Origin of the sequence: Streptomyces sp. WZ.A104 (assembly GCF_002382885.1) — a bacterium.
Lineage (GTDB): Bacteria > Actinomycetota > Actinomycetes > Streptomycetales > Streptomycetaceae > Streptomyces.
In genome coordinates this window covers 1-18,168 of the sequence record NZ_NWVL01000073.1, presented here as the reverse complement: position 1 = coordinate 18,168, position 18,168 = coordinate 1, and the positions used below count along the sequence as shown (strand labels likewise).

Sequence of the window (18,168 nt, the reverse complement as noted above, 5' to 3'; positions counted from 1 at the left end):
GACAGCCGGCACCCCAGAATTCCCAGGGGAGGCACGACGGCATGACGAACGATCCGACCGTCACGGTCCACGGCAAGGAACAGGTGGGACGGGCGCGGATCGCCGTCGCCGCTGTCTTCGCCGTGCATGGCGCGGTGACCGGCAGCTTCGCGACCCGGGTGCCCTGGATCCAGGACCACGCCGGGGTGAGCGCGGGCCAGCTCGGCCTGGCGCTGGCCTTCCCGGCGATCGGCGCGTCCATCACGATGCCGCTGGCGGGCCGGATCAGCCACCGGTTCGGGGCGCGGGCCGCGCTGCGGGGGCTGCTGGCGCTCTGGACGCTGGCGCTGGTCCTGCCCGCCCTCGCCCCGAACCTGCTCACGCTGTGCGCGGCGCTGTTCGTCTACGGGGCGACGGCCGGGATGTCCGATGTGGCGATGAACGCCCTGGGCGTCGAGGTGGAGAACCGCCTCGACAAGTCGATCATGTCGGGGTTGCACGGGATGTGGAGCGTGGGCGCGCTGATCGGTTCGGCGGCGGGCACGGTCGCCGCCCACATCGGGGCCGACGCACGTCTGCACCACACGCTCGCCGCGCTGGTCCTCACGGCACTGGGGCTGATCGCCTGCCAGGGCGTCCTGGATCTGCGCGGCGCGCCGGACGAGGAGCCGCCGCCGCGTTTCACGCTGCCGCCGAGGTCGGCGCTGATCATCGGGGCCGTCGGGTTCTGCGCGGTGTTCGCCGAGGGGGCGAGCCTGGACTGGTCGGCGGTCTATCTGCGGGACGTCCTGGGCAGCTCGGACGGGATCGCGGCCGCCTCGACCACGGCGTTCGCCCTGACGATGGCCGTGGCGCGGCTCGCCGGGGACCGGATCGTGGACCGGTTCGGCGCGGTGCGGACCGTACGGGTGGGAGGGGCGCTGGCCACCGCGGGCGGGCTGCTCGTCGTGTTCTCGCCCGCTCCCGCGGCGGCGATGGGCGGCTTCGGGCTGCTGGGCCTCGGCGTGGCGGTCGTGGTACCGCTCGCCTTCGCGGCGGCCGGTCGCAGCGGACCGAACCCGAGCCAGGCGATCGCGGGGGTCGCGACCATCACGTACACCTCGGGGCTGATCGCCCCCTCCGCGATCGGGTCGCTGGCCGAGGCGACCTCGCTGGTGGTGTCGTTCGGCGTGGTGACGGTGCTGGCCTTCGGCCTGGTGCTGGGCGCCGGGGTGCTCCGGGCGGGCGACCGCAGGGTCACGGGCTCGGCGGTGGACGGCAGGGCGACGGCGAAGAGCCCCGCGGCCGGGGGCTGACCCGGACCTCCGCGCGGTCACCGCCTACCGCCCCACTACCATGGCGCTGATCTTTTCCGCAGGTGAACACCGAACACCGGATCGCAGACCGGCCGGCACACCGAGCAGACCTTCAGGGAGCAACCATGAGCCTCGGCGTGCGCTGGACCTTGCACGGCGACGGGAAGACCCCCGCGCCCGGGGCGGTGGTGCGCCCCGACGAGCGGCTCTCCTGGCCCCGTACGTTCGGACTGGGCGCGCAGCACGTGGTGGCGATGTTCGGGGCGTCGTTCGTCGCTCCGGTGCTGATGGGGCTCGACCCGAACCTCGCGATCATGATGTCCGGTGTCGCGACCGCGATCTTCCTGTTGGCGACCAAGGGTCGGGTGCCCAGCTATCTGGGCTGCTCGCTCTCCTTCGTCGGCGTCGCGGCCACGATCCGGGCGGGTGGCGGTGACAGCGCGACCGTCACGGGCGCGGTGCTGGTGGTCGGCGCGGCGCTGTTCCTGGTGGGCCTCGCGGTGCAGCGGTTCGGCGCGCGGATCATTCACGCGGCGATGCCGCCGGTGGTGACCGGCGCGGTGGTGATGCTCATCGGCTTCAACCTGGCGCCGGTGACCGCCTCGACGTACTGGCCGCAGGACCAGTGGACGGCGCTGGCGGTGATGCTGTTCACCGGGCTCGCCGTGGTGTGCCTGCGCGGTTTCCTGTCCCGGATCGCGATCTTCCTGGGGCTGGTCTTCGGGTACGCGCTGTCCTGGGTGCTGGACCTGGCGTTCGGGAAGATCCACTCCCCGGCGGGCGGCGCGGAGGCCGTCGACCACTGGCGTCTGGACCTTTCGGCGGTCGGCTCGGCGGACTGGATCGGGCTGCCGTCCTTCCACGCACCGGCCTTCGAGTGGTCGGCGATCCTGGTGGCGCTGCCCGTGGTGATCGCGCTGGTCGCGGAGAACGCGGGCCATGTGAAGGCCGTGGGCGAGATGACGGGCGACCCGCTGGACGACAAGCTCGGCACCGCCATCGCGGCGGACGGCGCGGCGTCCATGCTGTCCACCGCCGTGGGCGGCCCGCCCAACACCACGTACTCCGAGAACATCGGCGTGATGGCCGCGACCCGCGTCTACTCCACGGCCGCGTACTGGGCGGCGGCCTGCTTCGCCCTCCTCTTCGGTCTGTGCCCCAAGTTCGGCGCGGTCGTCGCCGCGATCCCGGGCGGGGTGCTGGGCGGGATCACCGTGATCCTGTACGGGATGATCGGCCTGCTGGGTGCGCAGATCTGGCTCAACGGCCGGGTGGACCTGCGTAATCCGCTCAATCTGGTCCCGGCCGCCGCGGGCATCATCATCGGCGTCGGCGGGGTCACCCTGAAGATCACCGACAACTTCGAGCTGGGCGGTATCGCGCTCGGCACGCTCGTCGTGATCACCGGCTACCACGTCCTGCGGGCCTTCGCCCCGGCCCACCTCAAGTCCCAGGAACCGCTGCTGGACTCCGGCACGTCGGCGTACGACGAGGAGGCGGGGGCCGGGAAGCCCTGAGCCGGCCGGTGGTCAGCCGGTCGCCAGGGCGTAGGCGTACTCCGGGGTGAAGGAACCCGCCGCGCCCGAGCAGCCGTCGGACTCCCCCGGCAGCTTCACCCACAGATACGCGTCGATCCCGCTCTGCCCGGTCCGGGTCGTCGGGCTCTGCCCCAGCGCCCGGCCCGCCGGGTCGCACCACTGACCTGCGGCGGGCGCCCCGTTGCCGTTGCGGCTGGTGTCGATGACCGCGCCGAGTCCGGGCGGACCGCCGAGGGCCGCCAGGACCCGGCGGGCGTACGCGGTCTCGTCGGCGGTGCGGTGGAAGTTGGCCACATTGGTGAAGATGCCGTCGCCGCTGGTGGCCGCGCCCGCCGCCCGGAGCGCGGCGGCCTGTTTCGCGGGGGCGTGCCAGCCGGAGTGACCTCCGTCGAAGTAGACCCGGGCCCGGGGGTTCGCGGCGCGCAGGGTGTCTCCGGCGCGGGCCAGCGCGGCGAAGCGGGCGGCCCGTTCGGGGGCGGTGAGGCAGTCGGAGAGGGCGATGGCGTCCGGTTCCAGGATCACGATCGCCGGACCCGCGCCGAGCCCCTGGGCGAACTCCCCCATCCATGCGTCGTACGCCGCGAGATCCGGCGCTCCGCCCCGCGAGGCCCCGCCGCAGTCCCGGTCGGGTATCGCGTACGGCACGAGCACCGGAGTGCGGCCCGCGGCGGCCGCGCCCCGGGTGACCGTGCGGACCTGACCGGCGATCTCCCCGGGGTTGTGGGCGGCGAACCAGACGGCCGCGGGCCGCGTCGCGATCCGGGACTCGATCACCGGGCGGCGCGGGTCGCCGGGGTTCGCCCGGACCCAGTCCAGGACCTGGGACCGAGGGTGGCGAAACAGCCGGGTGCGGGGCGGCGGGGCGGGAGCGGCGGCCGGGGCGGTGGGCGAGGCCGTGGGCGGAGCGCTCGCGCCGGGCGTGGTGCGCGACGGTTCCGGGGCGGGAGGCAGGGCCGTGGTGGACGACGGCGTACCGGGCACGGGCGCGGTGGGCACCGGGACGGCGGGGAGCGGCGGGAGACGTTGCGAGGGCGCCGGCTCCGGGACGGCCGTGGTCCGCCGCTCCTCCTGCCCGGCCTCGACCAGCCCTGCGGTGGCGCCGATCGCCACCACTGCCGACGCGACGGCCAGCAGGGCCTGGCGCCGGGCGGCGCGTCGGCGTTCCCGGTGTGCGATACGGCGCTGTGCGCGTGAACCCGGCACTCCTCGATCCCCCTTTTCCGGCACCGTTGTTCGTCCGTTCCGATGAACCTCCGGCCGGTCGGCGCCGTGGCGAGCCTATGGCTGGGACGCTCCGCGCATGACGCAGATCGAACAGTCCGCAGCCCCGGACGGCCTCGGCACCCTCAGGGCGGGTGATCCTCCGGTGATCGAACGGATGGCGGCATTCCGCTCCCGGTGGCCGTCGGGGGACGGCGTGGCGGTCTTCCACCGGGTGTATCTGGGGGTCGTCGAGACGGTCGAACCGGACCTGGGGAGGGGCGGCTTCGACGACCGGGAGGCCGCAGCCACGCTGGGCGTGCGCTGCGCCGAGCGCTATCTGTCGGCGCTCGACGCGGCGACGGCGGGCGGCCGGGTGCCGGAGTGCTGGCGTCCACTCGTCCGGTACCGGCGGCATCCCGGCGTACGGCCGATGCAGTTCGCGCTGAGCGGCCTCCAGGCGCACGTGGGTCACGATCTGGTCCTGGCGCTGGTGGACACCTGTCGTACGCTCGGCTGCGCTCCGGCTGACCTGGAGGGGGAGTTCGAGCGCGTGGGCGATCTCCTCGTGTTGCTGGAGGAGCGCATCCGCGACGATCTGATGCCGGGGCCCGAGCTGCTGAGGATCGCGGACCCGCTGACGCACCTGGTGAGCTGCTGGAGCCTGGAACGGGCCCGCGAGGCCGCCTGGACGGCCGCCCGCACGCTGTGGCGGCTGCGCGGATTCCCCTCACTGGCCGAGGAGTTCAGGCAGCGCACCGACGCGGGCGCCGGCCTGGTGAGCCGCCTGCTGCTCACCCCGTGCCGCTGACGCCCGCGCCGGTGTCCTGCCGTCCGCGTCCCCGCCCTCCGGTTCAGTCCTCCGGAAGCTCCACCGGCGCGATCTCGTCGAAGAGGTCGCCGGGGCCGGGGTTGGTCGGGTCACTCGCCCCGCCGAACTGGTGCATGACGCCCCACACCGCGTTCAGCGCGGTCTGCACGGCGCCCTCGGCCCAGCCCGCCGTCCAGGAGATGTCGTCCCCGGCCAGGAAGATGCCGCGCTTGTCCTCCGGCAGCCGGTCCTGCATGAAGTGGGTGAACAGCCGCCGCTGGTAGCGGTAGTGGCCGGGCAGGTTGGCCTTGAACGCGCCCATGAACCAGGGCTCGTTCTCCCAGGAGACGGTGACCGGGTTGCCGATGATGTGGCTGCGGATGTCGACGTTCGGGTAGATCTCCCCGAGCGACTTCAGCATGACGTCCATGCGCTCCTTCGGGGAGAGCGGCAGCCACTTCAGGCTGTCGTCGCACCACGTGTAGGAGAGGCAGATGACGGCGGGCCTGTCCGGGCCGTCGTCCAGGAGGTAGGTCCCCCGGGTCATCCGGTCGGTGAGCGTCATCGACATGGTGTCGCGGCCGGTGGTCTCGTCCTTGTCCAGCCAGAACGGCCGGTCGACCGGGACGAACAGCTTGGAGGACTCCATGTAGTGGGTGCGCTCCATCGCCGTCCAGTGATCGATCGGGAAAAGCGCGTCATCGCAGTCGATCTTGGAGAGCAGCAGCCAGGACTGGCCGGTGAAGACCGCGGCCCGGAAGGTGCGGATGTCGCCAGTGGCGTCGGTGACGGTGATGCGGTTGCCCGCCGTGCGGGTCAGCCGGGTCACGGCGGGGCGCGGCTCGCCCTCGTGCAGGGAGGACAGCGAGGTGCCGAGCGGCCAGTGGACGATCTTCTGCGGCTCGCGGTCCCACAGGCGCAGCGGGAGCTGCTGGCTGCCGCCGACGATGCCGCGGTGGTGGTCGTCGGCCTCGGTGTAGACGACGCGCAGGATCTCCAGGATGGAGTTGGGGAAGTCGGTGTCCCAGCCGCCGGTGCCGAAGCCGACCTGGCCGAAGATCTCGCGGTGCCGGAACGACTTGAAGGCCTCGGACTCACAGAGGAAGCCGTAGAAGGTCTGGTTGTCGAGCCGCTCGACGAGCTGCGACCAGATCTCCCGGATGCGCGGGACGTCGCGCTCGCGCAGCGCCCGGTTCATGTCGGAGAAGTCGGCACCCTCCTCCAGACAGGCGTTCCAGGCCTCGGCCACATCACGGTAGACCTGCGGCAGGTCGTCGATGGTCTCGGCGTAGTGCGACTCGCCCTTGAGGTCCACGACGGTGGAGGGGGTGGCCGGCGAGAGCGGGTTGGGGAAGGACCGGGTCTCAAGGCCCACCAGGTCGATGTAGTGCTGGAGCGCCGTGGAGGAGGGCGGGAAGCGCATCGCGCCCATCTCGGCGGTGAGCGAGGGGTCGCAGCCGTCGAAGCCGACGGTGCGCAGCCGTCCGCCGATCTGGTCGGCCTCGTAGACGACGGGCTTGAGGCCCATCTTCATCAGCTCGTACGCGGCGATGATGCCGGACAGCCCGCCGCCGATGACGGCGACCTCGCTGCCGTGCTCGGTCGCCGGTATCTGGCCGAGGCCCGCCGGATGGGCGAGGAAGTCGTCGTACGCGTACGGGAAGTCCGGCCCGAACATGGTGATCGGCGGGGCGGCAGCGTCGGTGTGCTGGACGGCGTTGGGCACCGTGGACGTCATGGGGTACGGACTCCTTGCGCGAAGACTGAAGGGGGAAGCGGTGGGGGGGGAGGGCTCAGCCGAGGGAGCCGTACAGACCGGGACGGCGGTCCTGCAGATACGGGTTGGCTGCGCGCGAGGCGGCCAGGAACTCCGGGTCCACCTCGCCGGTCACGAGCTCCTCGCCGCGCCCGGCGCGGGTGCGCACCACGCCGTCGGGTCCGGCCAGGCAGCTGAGTCCGACGAACTCGAACTCCCCTTCCGGACCGGTGCGGTTGACGTAGGCCACGTACATCTGACTCTCGAAGGCCCGTACGGGGACGACGGATTCGGCGACGAACTGGAAGGGGTGCATCTGCGCGGTGGGAACCAGCAGCAGGTCGGTGCCCGCCAGTGCGTGCGCCCGTACGTTCTCCGGGAACTCGACGTCGTAGCAGATCAGCAGGCCGATGCGGATACCGTCCAGATCGGCCTGGACGACGGTCTGCTCGCCGGGGGTGAACCACTCCTGCTCGAAGCAGCCGAAGAGGTGGGTCTTGCGGTAGTTCGCGAGCCGCGCGCCGTCGGGGCCGATGAGCTGGGAGGCGTTGAAGATCCGCTCCCCGTCGCGCTCCGGGTAGCCGTACAGGACGGCGAGGCCGTGGCGTACGGCGATCTCGGCGACGGCCCGGGCGCCGGGGCCGTCGGCGGGCTCGGCGAGCGTGGGGACGGCGTCGCCGATGGCGTAGCCGGTCAGGAACAGCTCGGGGGCGACGAGCAGCCGGGCCCCCGTCGCGGCGGCCCGGGCGGCGGCCTCGTCCAGCACCTTGAGGTTCTCGGCGACGGCGCCGGGCCGTCCGGAGCTCTGGAGCAGGGCGGTGCGCAACGGCGGCATGGCTGACCTCGGGCGGTACGGGCGGGGTGGGGAGACGTATCGACGGTACGTGCCACGGATCTGCCCGGACAAGGCGCGACTGTTGCGCACCGACCGTTGATTCGTTGCGCGGGAAAGGCCGAGGACGGCGAAATGTTGCGTGGGGCATCACCGCAGGTCAGCGGGGTGATGTGTGCCACTGGTCGGCGGGCCGGAAGTGCGTGCATGGCGTCGTGAGGCAGACGGGAATTGTCAGACAGGCCTAGACCGGCGGAGCCTCCGCCGAGTAGCGGCGCAGCAGCGGCGAGAGCACCAGCACGGACTTCGTCCGCTCCACGTACGGCTCCCCCGCGATCCGCTCCAGTACCTGCTCGAAGTGGCGCATGTCGGCGGCGAAGACCTGGACCACCGCGTCTGCGTCCCCGGTCACCGTGGAGGCCGAGGCGATCTCCGGGTAGCGGGCGAGGCCCTGCTTGATGGCATCCGGAGAGGTGTTGCGGCTGCAGTAGATCTCGATGAACCCCTCGGTCTCCCAGCCGAGCGCGGCCGGGTCCACGCGCACGGTGAAGCCGGTGATCGCGCCCTCGGCGCGGAGCCGGTCGACACGGCGCTTCACGGCGGGGGCGGAGAGGCCAACGATCGCGCCGATGTCGGCGTAGGAGCGCCGGGCGTCTTCGGCGAGGGCGTGGACGATGCGTTCGTCGAGGTCGTTCAGGCGCACGTCGGGCGGTTCACTTCTCTGCGGTGGGTCGGCTGCGGGTGGCGGGCGGTGCCGCCACCCGCAGTAGACCACGGGCCGCCGCCCGGGGCGCGCCCGGTGCGGCGGGGGCAGGCCGTCAGAAGGGGAACTGCGAGCGGCCGTGCTGGATGGAGATCCACTTCTGGGTGGTGAAGGCATCGATCATCGAGTCGCCGTTCAGCCGGCCGAGGCCCGAGCTCTTCTCGCCGCCGAAGGGGACGATGGGCTCGTCGTGGACCGTGCCGTCGTTGATGTGGATCATGCCGGTGTGGATGCGCTGCCCGATCCGCACGCCGCGCTCGGTGTTGCCGGTGTGGACGGCGCCGCTGAGCCCGTAGGGGGTGTCGTTGGCGATGCGGACGGCCTCGTCCTCGCCGTCGAAGGGGACGATCAGGGCGACGGGGCCGAAGATCTCCTGCTGGAGGACGGGCGAGTCGGCGGCGAGGCCGGTGAGCACGGAGGGGCTGACGAGGTTGCCGTCGGCGGCGCCGTGCAGGAGGGCCGTCGCACCGGCCGCCACGGTCTGGTCGACGAGCTTGGAGACGGACTCGGCCTGCGAGGAGTTGATCAGGGGGCCGATCTGGGTGGCCGGGTCCGCCGGGTCACCGACGGTGAGCGAGGCGACCTTCGCGACGAACTTCTCGGTGAACTCCTGCTCCACGGCACGGTCGACCAGGATGCGGTTGGCCGCCATGCAGACCTGGCCCTGGTGGACGTAGCGGCTGAAGACGGCCGCGTCGACGGCGTAGTCGACATCGGCGTCGTCGAGCACGATCAGGGCGCTGTTGCCGCCGAGTTCCAGGACGGCCCGCTTGAGGTTGGCGGCACAGACGGTGGCGACGTGGCGGCCGACCTTGTCCGAGCCGGTGAAGGAGATGACCTGCGGCACCGGGTGCTCCAGCAGGGTGTCGCCGATCTCCGCGATATCGGTGATCACGACGTTCAGCAGCCCGGCGGGGAGCCCCGCGTCCTCGAAGACCTTGGCCAGCAGGGTGCCGCCGCAGATCGGCGTGTTCTGGTGCGGCTTGAGGACGACGGCGTTGCCGAGGGCCAGGGCGGGGGCGACGGACTTGAGGGAGAGCAGGAAGGGGAAGTTGAAGGGGCTGATCACCCCGACGACGCCGACGGGCACACGGTAGACGCGGTTCTCCTTGCCCTCGGTCGGCGAGGGCAGGATCTGTCCGGCGGGGCGCAGGGCGAGCTGGATGGCTTCGCGGAGGAACTCCTTGGCCAGGTGCAGTTCGAAACCGGCCTTCAGCCGGGTGCCGCCGAGCTCGGCGACGATCGCCTCGCCGATCTCCGCCTCGCGCTCCTCGACGATCCGCAGGGCCTTCTCCAGGACGGCCCGCCTGCTGTACGGGTTGGTGTCCGCCCACGCCTGCTGGGCGCGCTCGGCGGCGCGGTAGGCCTGGTCGACCTCTTCGGCGGTGGCCACGGGGATGGAGGCGAGCTTCTCGCCGTCGAAGGGATTGAAGTCGATGATGTCCCAGGACCCCTTCCCCGGCCTCCACTCGCCGTCGATGTACTGATGGGCCAGGTCAGTGAAGAAGGACATGAGATCCCTTACCGCAGAGAGGCAGGCAGCTGAGTGCGCTTCATATTACTTAAGTTTCAACCGAGTTGAAGCGCACTCCCGGCCACCTCACCGGGCTCCGGGGTCCGGGGTCCGAAAACGCCCCCGCCCCTCCCGGCGCGAACGGCTGGGAGGGGCGGGGGCGTTGCGGTGGGAGCGGGATCAACTCCAGCTGGCGTGCAGCGGCTTGCCCTCGGCGTATCCGGCGGCGCTCTGGATGCCGACGACCGCCTTGTCGGCGAACTCCTCCAGGGAGCCCGCGCCCGCGTAGGTGCAGGAGGAGCGGACGCCCGCGATGATCGAGTCGATCAGGTCCTCGACGCCCGGGCGGGTCGGGTCGAGGAACATCCGCGAGGTGGAGATGCCCTCCTCGAAGAGCGCCTTGCGGGCCCGGTCGTACGCGGACTCCTCCGAGGTGCGGTTCTTGACGGCGCGGGCCGAGGCCATCCCGAAGGACTCCTTGTAGAAGCGGCCGTCGGCGGACTGCTGGAGGTCGCCGGGCGACTCGTACGTCCCCGCGAACCAGGAGCCGATCATCACGTTGGACGCACCGGCGGCGAGCGCCATGGCGACGTCGCGCGGGTGGCGGACACCGCCGTCGGCCCAGACGTGCTTGCCGTGCTTCCTGGCCTCGGCGGCACACTCCAGGACGGCGGAGAACTGCGGGCGGCCGACGCCGGTCATCATCCGGGTGGTGCACATGGCACCGGGGCCGACGCCGACCTTGATGATGTCCGCGCCCGCCTCGATCAGGTCCCGTACGCCCTCGGCGGCGACGATGTTGCCCGCGACGATCGGGACCTGCGGGTCGAGCGCGCGGACTGCCTTCACCGCGCTGATCATGGACTCCTGGTGGCCGTGGGCGGTGTCCACGACGAGCACGTCGGCACCCGCGTCCAGGAGCTGCTTGGCCTTGCCCGCGACGTCGCCGTTGATGCCGACGGCGGCCGCGATGCGCAGCTTGCCCTGTGCGTCGGTGGCGGGGGTGTAGAGCGTGGCACGCAGGGCGGCCTTGCGGGTGAGGATGCCGACGAGGCGGCCGTCCGCGTCGACCGCGGGGGCGAGCTTGCGGTTGGCGCCGTCGAGCTTGTTGAAGGCGTCGCGCGGGTCGATGCCGGCGTCCAGCAGGACCAGGTCCTTGGACATGACCTCGGAGAGCTGGGTGAAGCGGTCGACGCCGGTGAGGTCGTGGTCGGTGACGACGCCGACGGGGCGCCGGTCGGCGTCCACGACGACACCCGCGCCGTGGGCGCGCTTGGGCAGCAGCGACAGGGCGTCGGCGACGGTCTGGCCGGGGGCCAGCTCGATCGGGGTGTCGAGGACGAGGTGGCGCGTCTTGACCCAGGAGATGACGTCGGTGACGACGTCGATCGGGATGTCCTGGGGGATGACGACGAGACCGCCGCGGCGGGCGACAGTTTCGGCCATGCGGCGACCCGCGATGGCGGTCATGTTGGCGACCACCAGCGGGATGGTGGTACCGGTGCCGTCGGGCGACGAGAGGTCCACCCCCTGCCGGGAGCCGACCGCGGAGCGGCCCGGGACCATGAAGACGTCGTCGTACGTGAGGTCGTACGGGACCGCGGGGGACTCTGTGTAGCGACCGGTGCCCGGCTCAAGAAAGCGCATAACACTCATTTTTTCATACGAAACGGTGCAGGTCGTTTCCACGAAGACACAGCAAAAGACCCCCGCGTTCGTCCGTTCCTCCAAGGAGTGCTCCAAGGGGTGGCCGGGGGCCCCGGGCAAGTGGAACCTGCCTTACCCACGGACTGTACCCGAACGGGATTCGAATCATTCGTGATCACCATCCCTGGACCGGGTGACAAAGGGTCAGGTAGCTTCAAACCCGCAGGTCTCGGGGGTGTCCGAAGCGCCGCTCCGGCACATCGGCAGTCCTGGGCACACCGTTTGACCGGAGAGGATCCAGATCCGCCTGTGGACAGCGAACTGCCGGACATCTACTGCCCGTTCCCGCAGCGGACCAACCCGCACGTGGCGCACACCCGGGGGCATCTGGACGCCTGGACCAGACAGACGGGTCTGGTCCACCGCGAGTCCGCGAGGAACCGCTTCGAACAAGCCGATTTCGGGGCGTTCGTCGGCATGGTCTATCCGACGGCCGACGGTGAACACCTCGATCTGGTGGCCGATTGGTTCGTCTGGCTCTTCCTGGTCGACGACCAGCTCGACGACGGCCATCTCGGCCGTTCCCCCGATCGGGTGAGGGATGTCGTCGACCGGATGCGCGCGGTGGTCGACGGCTCCGCCCCCGAGCCGCTTCCGGGCGAGGAGCTCCCGGCCGCCGTGATCGCCCTGGCCGATCTGTGGAAACGTACGACGCCGAACGCGGCCCCCCACTGGCGGACCCGGTTCGCCTGGCATCTGGTGACCTACCTCACGACCGCCACGACCTGGGAGGCGGGGAACCGGGCCGAGGACGTGGTGCCGTCGGAGGAGACGTACATCGCGAAGCGGCGGCACACCGGGGCCATCCACGTCTGCATGGACCTCATAGAGATCGTGGCGGGCATCGAGGCCCCGGAGTCGCTCCACAACGACCCCCGGTTCATCACCGCCCTGGAAGCCTCGTGCAACCACGTGTGCTGGGCCAACGACGTGTACTCCTTCGAGAAGGAGCAGATGCTCGGCGAGATCCACAACCTCGTCCACCTGGCCCGCCACCACCGGGGCATGGGCGAGCAGCAGGCGCTGGATCATGTCGCGGAGCGGATAGCCAAGGAGACCGAGCGCTTCCTGACGGCCGAGGACGAGCTGCTGGAGCTGTATCCCGAGCTGTCCGCGCTGCTGGTGCCCTACCTCGACGGGATGCGCAGCTGGATGCGCGGCAACCTGGACTGGTCGCGTCAGACACCGCGCTACAACCCGGCCGACGTGGGCCAGTACGAGGAGCCCGAGGAGTATCTGGAGGAGACCGTGCTGGGCATCCCGCCCGCCCGGCCCGAGGCCGTCCGCACCGAAGCCGCACCGTGCGCGGCCAAGGCGCCGCCGACGGGCTGAGTCCGGGCCCCGGAGAAGCGCTGAGGGGGCGTGCACCACGTGGTGCACGCCCCCTCAGCGCATAGCGCCCGTTGTCACTCCCCGTCGGGGTCGGCCCGCTCCAGCGCCGGACGCACCCCGGCGGCGGACTCGGTGAGCAGAAAGTCCGCGGCGGCTGTGTCCGTCACGAGGCTGGTCACCAGGCCGGAGCGCAGCACCGCGCCGATCGCCGCCGCCTTGCGCTGGCCGCCCGCGATCGCCACCACCTCGGGGATCCGGCGCAGCCGGTCCGCCTCCACGGTGATACAGCGCTCGCCGAGGTCCCGGCCGACCCGGCGGCCGTCGGCGTCGAAGAGGTGCGCGGACATCTCGGCCGCGACGCCGAGCGAGGCGTAGTGCGCGCGCTCCTCGTCGGAGAGCATGTCGTGGACCGTGGAGATGCCCGGCTCCCAGGAACCGATGGAGACCGCGGCGACCGTGACCTTGTCGAAGTACTCGAAGGCACGGGCGATGCCCGTCTGCTCGCGCAGCGCGGCGGCCGTCGCCGGGTCGGGCAGCAGCATCGGCGCGTAGATGGGGTGCGCCTCACCGCCGGAGACCTGGGCGGCCCGGCGGACCGCCTCGACCGAGCCGCGCTCGGCGGTGCCCGCGTCGTAGACCCCGGTCAGCTGGACGACGGTGCAGGGCGGGAGCCGGTCGAGGGCGGCCGCCATGTGGATGGTGGAGCGGCCCCAGGCCAGGCCGAGGACATCGCCCTCGGCCACCAGCTCGCCGAGCAGATCGGCCGCGACCTCGCCCAGGTTCTCCGGGTCGGGGGCGTCCTCCTGCTCCTCGGCCGGGGACTCGACCACCACCGCGTGCCGCAGCCCGTAGCGGGCTCGCAGCGCGTCGGAGCGTTCGGCGTCCAGCTCGGCCGGGACCCGGATCTCGATCCGTACGAGATCACGTTCGAGGGCGGTCTCCAGGACCCGGGCCACCTTGAAGCGGCTGACGCCGAACTCCTCGGCGATCTGGATCTTGGACTTGCCCTCCAGATAGAACCGGCGGGCCATGGCCGCCGCCTGCACCAGCTCCGCGGGTCCCATCCGCATGGCTGACCGACCCGCCGAGATGCCAGACACCGCGATCTCCTCACTGCTGTTCACACGCCCGATACGCCGTTCATCCTGTCAGATCCGGCGATCCTTGATCGGCCCTGTCGGGCCGCGTTCATCTGTCCTTGGTTCAGTGGTCGCACGCCCAGGGGGCCGCGGCCGTCGCCACGTCCGCCTGCGCCCGCAGGTCCCGCACCGCCGCCGCCGGGTCCTTCGCCCCGTACACCGCGGAACCGGCCACGAAGACGTCGGCGCCCGCCTCGGCGCACCGCTCGATGGTGGTGGCCGAGACCCCGCCGTCGACCTGGAGCCACAGTTCGAGGCCGTGCTTGCTGATCAGCTCCCGGGTGCGGCGGATCTTCGGCAGCATGATGTCCAGGAACGCCTGGCCGCCGAAGCCCGGCTCGACGGTCATGATCAGCAGCATGTCGAGCTCGGGGAGCAGGTCCTCGTACGGCTCGATGGGCGTCGCGGGCTTGAGCGCCATCGAGGCGCGCGCCCCCTTGGCCCGGATCTCCCGCGCGAGGCGCACCGGCGCGGCGGCGGCCTCCGCGTGGAAGGTGACGGAACCGGCCCCGGCCTCCACGTACTGCGGGGCCCAGCGGTCCGCGTCCTCGATCATGAGGTGGCAGTCCAGCGGGGTGTCCGTGGCCTTGCTGAGCGCTTCGACGATCGGCACGCCGAGGGTCAGGTTGGGCACGAAGTGGTTGTCCATCACATCGACGTGGAGCCAGTCCGCGCCTTCGACGGCCTTCGCCTCCTCGGCGAGACGTGCGAAATCCGCGGACAGGATGCTGGGATTGATCTGCGCCATGACCCAAGCCTGCCACGTTCCGCGCCGGTTCCCCGCCTCGATGCCCTCCGAGGCCTCACACGACCATCACAGTCCGTGCATTCAGGGCATTTTGCCAGCGCTTTACCGCTCTTTCGCCGGCCGGGGAGGCTTGCTGACGCGGTGATATTCAGCCGGTCCGGCGCAGCAGAGCCAGATACATCGCGTCCGTACCGTGCAGATGCGGCCAGAGCTGGACGTCCGGTCCCTCGCCGAGGGCGGGTACGCCGGGCATCAGCGGCCGGGCGTCGATCCACTCCGCCTCGACCGGTTCCCCGCCCCGGCCCTTCAGCACGTCCTCGACGACCACCCGGGTCTCGGCGAGATGCGGCGAGCAGGTCGCGTAACCGACCACGCCGCCGATCCGTACGGCCTTCAACGCCTCGCGCAGCAGACCGCGTTGGAGCGGGGCGAAGGCCTCCAGGTCCTCGGCCCGACGCCGCCAGCGGGACTCCGGGCGGCGGCGCAGCGCCCCCAGGCCCGAGCACGGCACGTCCATCAGGACGCGGTCGAAGGCGCCGGGCCGCCACGGCGGTCGGGTGCCGTCGGCGGTGATCACCTGATACGGACCCGGGTTACCGGCGAGCGCCCGCTCGACCAGCCGGGCGCGGTGCGGCTGCTTCTCGGCGGCGAGCAGGGCCGCCCCCCGCCCGGCGGCGAGGGCGGCCAGCAGGGCGGCCTTGCCCCCGGGGCCCGCGCAGCCGTCCAGCCAGCGGGTGTCGCTCCCGTCGAGCGGGGCGGCGGCCAGGGCGGCGGCGACGAGCTGGCTGCCCTCGTCCTGGACGCCCGCCCGGCCCTCCCGGACGGCTTCCAGCGCTCCGGGCTCGCCACCCTCGGCCATCCGCACGGCGTACGGGGACCAGCGGCCCGGGAGGGAGTTGTCCTCGCCCAGCGCCGTGGTCAGCTCGTCGGTGGTGGAGCGGCCGGGGCGGGCCGCCAACGTCACCTCGGGCCGCTCGTTGTCGGCTTCGAGAAGGTCCTCGATGCCCGCGCGGCCGCCGCCCAGCGCGTCCCAGAGCGCGGAGACGATCCAGCGCGGGTGGGAGTGCACGACGGAGAGGTGGTCCTCGGCGTCCTCCTCGTACGGCGGGGCGACCTTCTCCACCCAGCCGTCGAGGTCGTGCGCGGTGACCTTGCGCAGCACCGCGTTGACGAACTTCGCGCGCCCCTCCCCCAGCACCACCCGGGCCAGCTCCACGCTGGCGGAGACGGCCGCGTGGGTGGGGATGCGGGTGCCGAGCAGCTGGTGGACGCCCATGTTGAGGACGTCCAGGACCGGCGGGTCGACCTCGCGCAGCGGCCGGTCGATGCAGGCCGCCACGATCGCGTCGTAGGTCCCCTGGCGGCGCAGCGTCCCGTAGACCAGCTCGGTAGCCAGCGCCGCGTCCCGGCCGTCGAAGTCGCCCTTGGCGCGGGCCTTCTTCAGCAGCGGGGGCAGCACGAGGTTGGCGTACGCGTCACGCTCGTCGACGGCCCTGAGCGCCTCGAAGGCGAGAAAGCGGACCGGGTCCTTCTGGGGGCGGCGATGGGGCCTGGCGGGACGGCGACGCGGCTGGTCGTTCACGTGAAAGGTGCTCCGCTGATGGTGAGAGAGGCGAACCCTCCCAGCGTACGTCGCCGCTCCCGGCCCCTCGAACGAGAGGTTCTACGACCCCAGCAGCTCGCCGTGGACGATGCGGACACCGCGTGCCCAGTCGGCGGCCTTCATCGGCTTCTTGCCCTGCGGCTGGACCCACAGCAGCTCGACGGCGTGCGAACCGGTGCCCGCGTACACGTTGTTCTTGGCGGCGGAGAGCTCGCCGGGAGCCAGGTCGGTCCGGTCCAGGACGGGCGTGGCCTGGATCAGCTTCAGGCGCTCGCCGCGGAACAGGGTCCAGGCGCCGGGGGCCGGGGTGCAGCCCCGCACGACCCGGTCGACCCGCAGGGCGGGGGCCGACCACTGGACCTGGGCGTCCTCGACGGTGATCTTCGGGGCCTGGGTGACGCCCTCGTGCGGCTGGGGCACGGCGTGCAGGGTGCCGTCCTCGATGCCGTCCATGGTCGCGGCGAGCAGCCCGGCCCCCGCGAAGGCGAGCCGGGTGAGCAGGTCGCCGCTGGTGTCGGTGGGGCGGATCTCCTCGGTGAGGACGCCGTAGACCGGGCCGGAGTCCAGCCCCTCCTCGATCAGGAAGGTGGACGCGCCGGTCACTTCGTCCCCGGCCATCAGGGAGTGCTGCACGGGCGCGGCCCCGCGCCAGGCGGGCAGCAGCGAGAAGTGCAGGTTGACCCAGCCGCGCGCGGGCACGTCCAGGGCGACCTTGGGCAGCAGCGCCCCGTAGGCGACGACCGGGCAGCAGTCCGGGGCGATCTCGCGCAGCCGGGCGAGGAACGCCTCGTCCCGGGGCTTGGCGGGCTTGAGCACCTCGATCCCCGCCTCCTCGGCCCGTTCGGCCACCGGGCTCGCGACGAGCCGTCGGCCCCGCCCGGCGGGAGCGTCGGGGCGGGTCACGACGGCGGCGACCTCGTGGCGGTCGGAGGCGATCAGGGCGTCCAGGGCGGGGACGGCGACCTCGGGGGTGCCGGCGAAGACGAGCTTCATGGGTGGCTGACTGCCTCTCGGGCCAAGACGTACGGTGACGAGCAGCACACCAGTCTAGGGCCTGTCGTCAAACCGCCGTCGCTGCCCGAAGGGCGGACGGGCGGCGTCCGGTGCATGCGGTCGCAAGAGGCCGCAATGGCCTCGCGGCGGAGCTACCCGGCTCTTTGGGCGACGCCGCGAGCGTGCGTGCCGGACGCCGCCCGGCAGGCGGCAGCCTGGCGACAGGCCCCAGGGGGTGGCCGGGGGAAGCATGCCGGGTCCCCCCGCGCCGGCCGTGCGCCGACCGAGGGGGCGTACGCGCGCCGCGCACGCCCCGTGCATATGCACATACGCCCCGATAGCGTGACCACATACCCGGCTCGGGCGTTGGTCAAAGGAGATTGACCGAAGCGGGCCGCCCCGATGCGGCCCGATCCCTTTCAACGCCGGTTCGAGAGGCTTCTTCATGGCCGACCACGCAACCCACGACGCCCAAGCGCGGGCCAGTCTGCACCTTCTGGTGCGGGACATCGAGCGGGTCCGGCGGCAGGTGGACGCGCTGCGCACCCTCACCGCCCAGCTGGGCAACGTCTACCGTCCGCGCCGCTCCGGCCCCTCCGCGGGCTTCGTCGTCTACGGCAGGGCCCCGGCCCCCACCGTCCGCCTCGCGCAGGAGCTGCGGGACAGCGTCGAGACCCTGGTCACGGCCGCGGTGGACTTCGACCGCTCGCTGGGCTTCTCCTGGGACGCGGTGGGCTCCGCCCTCGGCGTCACCAAGCAGGCCGTGCACCGCCGTTACGGCACGCGTCGGGCCACCCCGCAGCCCACAGCCGAGACGGGCGCTGAGACGACGGCCGCGCCGCGCACGGTCTCCGTAGGCGCCGGCCTGTCCGGTGGCCCCGCCGCCGGGTCCGGCGCCCCGGTGCCCGCGGTGCCCGCGGCCCGGTCGAGGCCGCCGCAGCCGCCGACGGCCCAGCCTC

15 protein-coding genes are annotated in these 18,168 nt (G+C 72.1%); 5 read left to right on the top strand and 10 right to left on the bottom strand.

All coding sequences use genetic code 11. The features are described 5' to 3' along the window. Nucleotides 1–41 precede the first annotated feature (41 nt). The gene (locus CIB93_RS29925) at nt 42–1,274 is read left to right on the top strand and encodes an MFS transporter (RefSeq protein WP_096631416.1); all 1,233 of its coding nucleotides are present in this window, start codon (nt 42–44) and stop codon (nt 1,272–1,274) included. 125 nt (nt 1,275–1,399) lie between these two features. Beyond that, nucleotides 1,400–2,791, top strand: coding sequence for a uracil-xanthine permease family protein (locus CIB93_RS29920; protein WP_096631414.1), 1,392 nt, complete (start codon nt 1,400–1,402; stop codon nt 2,789–2,791). 12 nt (nt 2,792–2,803) lie between these two features. Here CIB93_RS29920 and CIB93_RS29915 read toward each other — a convergent pair whose 3' ends face one another. Beyond that, nucleotides 2,804–4,015 (bottom strand): glycoside hydrolase family 6 protein, encoded by a 1,212-nt coding sequence (locus tag CIB93_RS29915; protein WP_096631412.1) that lies wholly within the window; start codon nt 4,013–4,015, stop codon nt 2,804–2,806. A gap of 97 nt (nt 4,016–4,112) precedes the next feature. On the opposite strand from CIB93_RS29915, the gene CIB93_RS29910 reads away from it, so the two are divergent. After that, nucleotides 4,113–4,823: a DUF5995 family protein gene (locus CIB93_RS29910; protein WP_096631411.1), complete on the top strand. Its 711-nt coding sequence runs from the start codon at nt 4,113–4,115 to the stop codon at nt 4,821–4,823. A gap of 43 nt (nt 4,824–4,866) precedes the next feature. Here the strand turns inward: CIB93_RS29910 and CIB93_RS29905 are convergent, their stop codons facing one another. From CIB93_RS29905 to CIB93_RS29885, 5 genes are all read right to left on the bottom strand, one after another. Further along, the gene (locus CIB93_RS29905) at nt 4,867–6,561 is read right to left on the bottom strand and encodes an NAD(P)/FAD-dependent oxidoreductase (protein ID WP_096631409.1); all 1,695 of its coding nucleotides are present in this window, start codon (nt 6,559–6,561) and stop codon (nt 4,867–4,869) included. Nucleotides 6,562–6,616: 55 nt separating this feature from the next. Beyond that, complete coding sequence (locus tag CIB93_RS29900; protein WP_096631407.1) at nt 6,617–7,414, bottom strand: carbon-nitrogen hydrolase family protein; 798 nt, start codon at nt 7,412–7,414, stop codon at nt 6,617–6,619. Between the two features lie 241 nt (nt 7,415–7,655). Continuing rightward, nucleotides 7,656–8,114, bottom strand: coding sequence for an Lrp/AsnC family transcriptional regulator (locus CIB93_RS29895; protein ID WP_096631406.1), 459 nt, complete (start codon nt 8,112–8,114; stop codon nt 7,656–7,658). Nucleotides 8,115–8,229: 115 nt separating this feature from the next. Beyond that, entirely contained in the window at nt 8,230–9,687 is a 1,458-nt protein-coding gene (locus CIB93_RS29890; RefSeq protein ID WP_096631404.1) for an aldehyde dehydrogenase family protein, read from the bottom strand. A 180-nt stretch (nt 9,688–9,867) separates the two neighbouring features. Next, nucleotides 9,868–11,334: a GuaB1 family IMP dehydrogenase-related protein gene (locus CIB93_RS29885; protein ID WP_096631402.1), complete on the bottom strand. Its 1,467-nt coding sequence runs from the start codon at nt 11,332–11,334 to the stop codon at nt 9,868–9,870. Between the two features lie 309 nt (nt 11,335–11,643). On the opposite strand from CIB93_RS29885, the gene CIB93_RS29880 reads away from it, so the two are divergent. After that, entirely contained in the window at nt 11,644–12,726 is a 1,083-nt protein-coding gene (locus CIB93_RS29880) for a terpene cyclase (RefSeq protein WP_096631400.1), read from the top strand. Nucleotides 12,727–12,800: 74 nt separating this feature from the next. Here the strand turns inward: CIB93_RS29880 and CIB93_RS29875 are convergent, their stop codons facing one another. From CIB93_RS29875 to fmt, 4 genes are all read right to left on the bottom strand, one after another. After that, nucleotides 12,801–13,796, bottom strand: a complete 996-nt coding sequence (locus tag CIB93_RS29875) for a sugar-binding transcriptional regulator (RefSeq protein WP_096631444.1) — start codon at nt 13,794–13,796, stop codon at nt 12,801–12,803. A gap of 133 nt (nt 13,797–13,929) precedes the next feature. Then, a complete protein-coding gene (rpe, locus tag CIB93_RS29870; RefSeq protein WP_096631398.1) occupies nt 13,930–14,613 on the bottom strand; it encodes a ribulose-phosphate 3-epimerase in 684 nt (227 codons plus the stop codon). 148 nt (nt 14,614–14,761) lie between these two features. Then, nucleotides 14,762–16,195 (bottom strand): RsmB/NOP family class I SAM-dependent RNA methyltransferase, encoded by a 1,434-nt coding sequence (locus CIB93_RS29865; RefSeq protein WP_096631397.1) that lies wholly within the window; start codon nt 16,193–16,195, stop codon nt 14,762–14,764. Between the two features lie 81 nt (nt 16,196–16,276). Further along, nucleotides 16,277–17,209, bottom strand: coding sequence for a methionyl-tRNA formyltransferase (gene fmt / locus CIB93_RS29860; RefSeq protein WP_096631395.1), 933 nt, complete (start codon nt 17,207–17,209; stop codon nt 16,277–16,279). A 445-nt stretch (nt 17,210–17,654) separates the two neighbouring features. Between fmt and CIB93_RS29855 the strand changes: the two genes are divergently transcribed. Then, nucleotides 17,655–18,168, top strand: a 514-nt coding sequence (locus CIB93_RS29855; protein WP_107470989.1) for a hypothetical protein, incomplete at its 3' end; no start/stop codon positions are given.

Bases quoted from the DNA above. Each gene is read 5' to 3' on its own strand.
- CIB93_RS29925 (WP_096631416.1), top strand. From the start codon at position 42: ATGACGAACGATCCGACCGTCACGGTCCACGGCAAGGAACAGGTGGGA.
- CIB93_RS29920 (WP_096631414.1), top strand. From the start codon at position 1,400: ATGAGCCTCGGCGTGCGCTGGACCTTGCACGGCGACGGGAAGACCCCC.
- CIB93_RS29910 (WP_096631411.1), top strand. From the start codon at position 4,113: ATGACGCAGATCGAACAGTCCGCAGCCCCGGACGGCCTCGGCACCCTC.
- CIB93_RS29905 (WP_096631409.1), bottom strand. From the start codon at position 6,561: ATGACGTCCACGGTGCCCAACGCCGTCCAGCACACCGACGCTGCCGCC.
- CIB93_RS29900 (WP_096631407.1), bottom strand. From the start codon at position 7,414: ATGCCGCCGTTGCGCACCGCCCTGCTCCAGAGCTCCGGACGGCCCGGC.
- CIB93_RS29890 (WP_096631404.1), bottom strand. From the start codon at position 9,687: ATGTCCTTCTTCACTGACCTGGCCCATCAGTACATCGACGGCGAGTGG.
- CIB93_RS29885 (WP_096631402.1), bottom strand. From the start codon at position 11,334: ATGCGCTTTCTTGAGCCGGGCACCGGTCGCTACACAGAGTCCCCCGCG.
- CIB93_RS29875 (WP_096631444.1), bottom strand. From the start codon at position 13,796: ATGCGGATGGGACCCGCGGAGCTGGTGCAGGCGGCGGCCATGGCCCGC.
- rpe (WP_096631398.1), bottom strand. From the start codon at position 14,613: ATGGCGCAGATCAATCCCAGCATCCTGTCCGCGGATTTCGCACGTCTC.
- fmt (WP_096631395.1), bottom strand. From the start codon at position 17,209: ATGAAGCTCGTCTTCGCCGGCACCCCCGAGGTCGCCGTCCCCGCCCTG.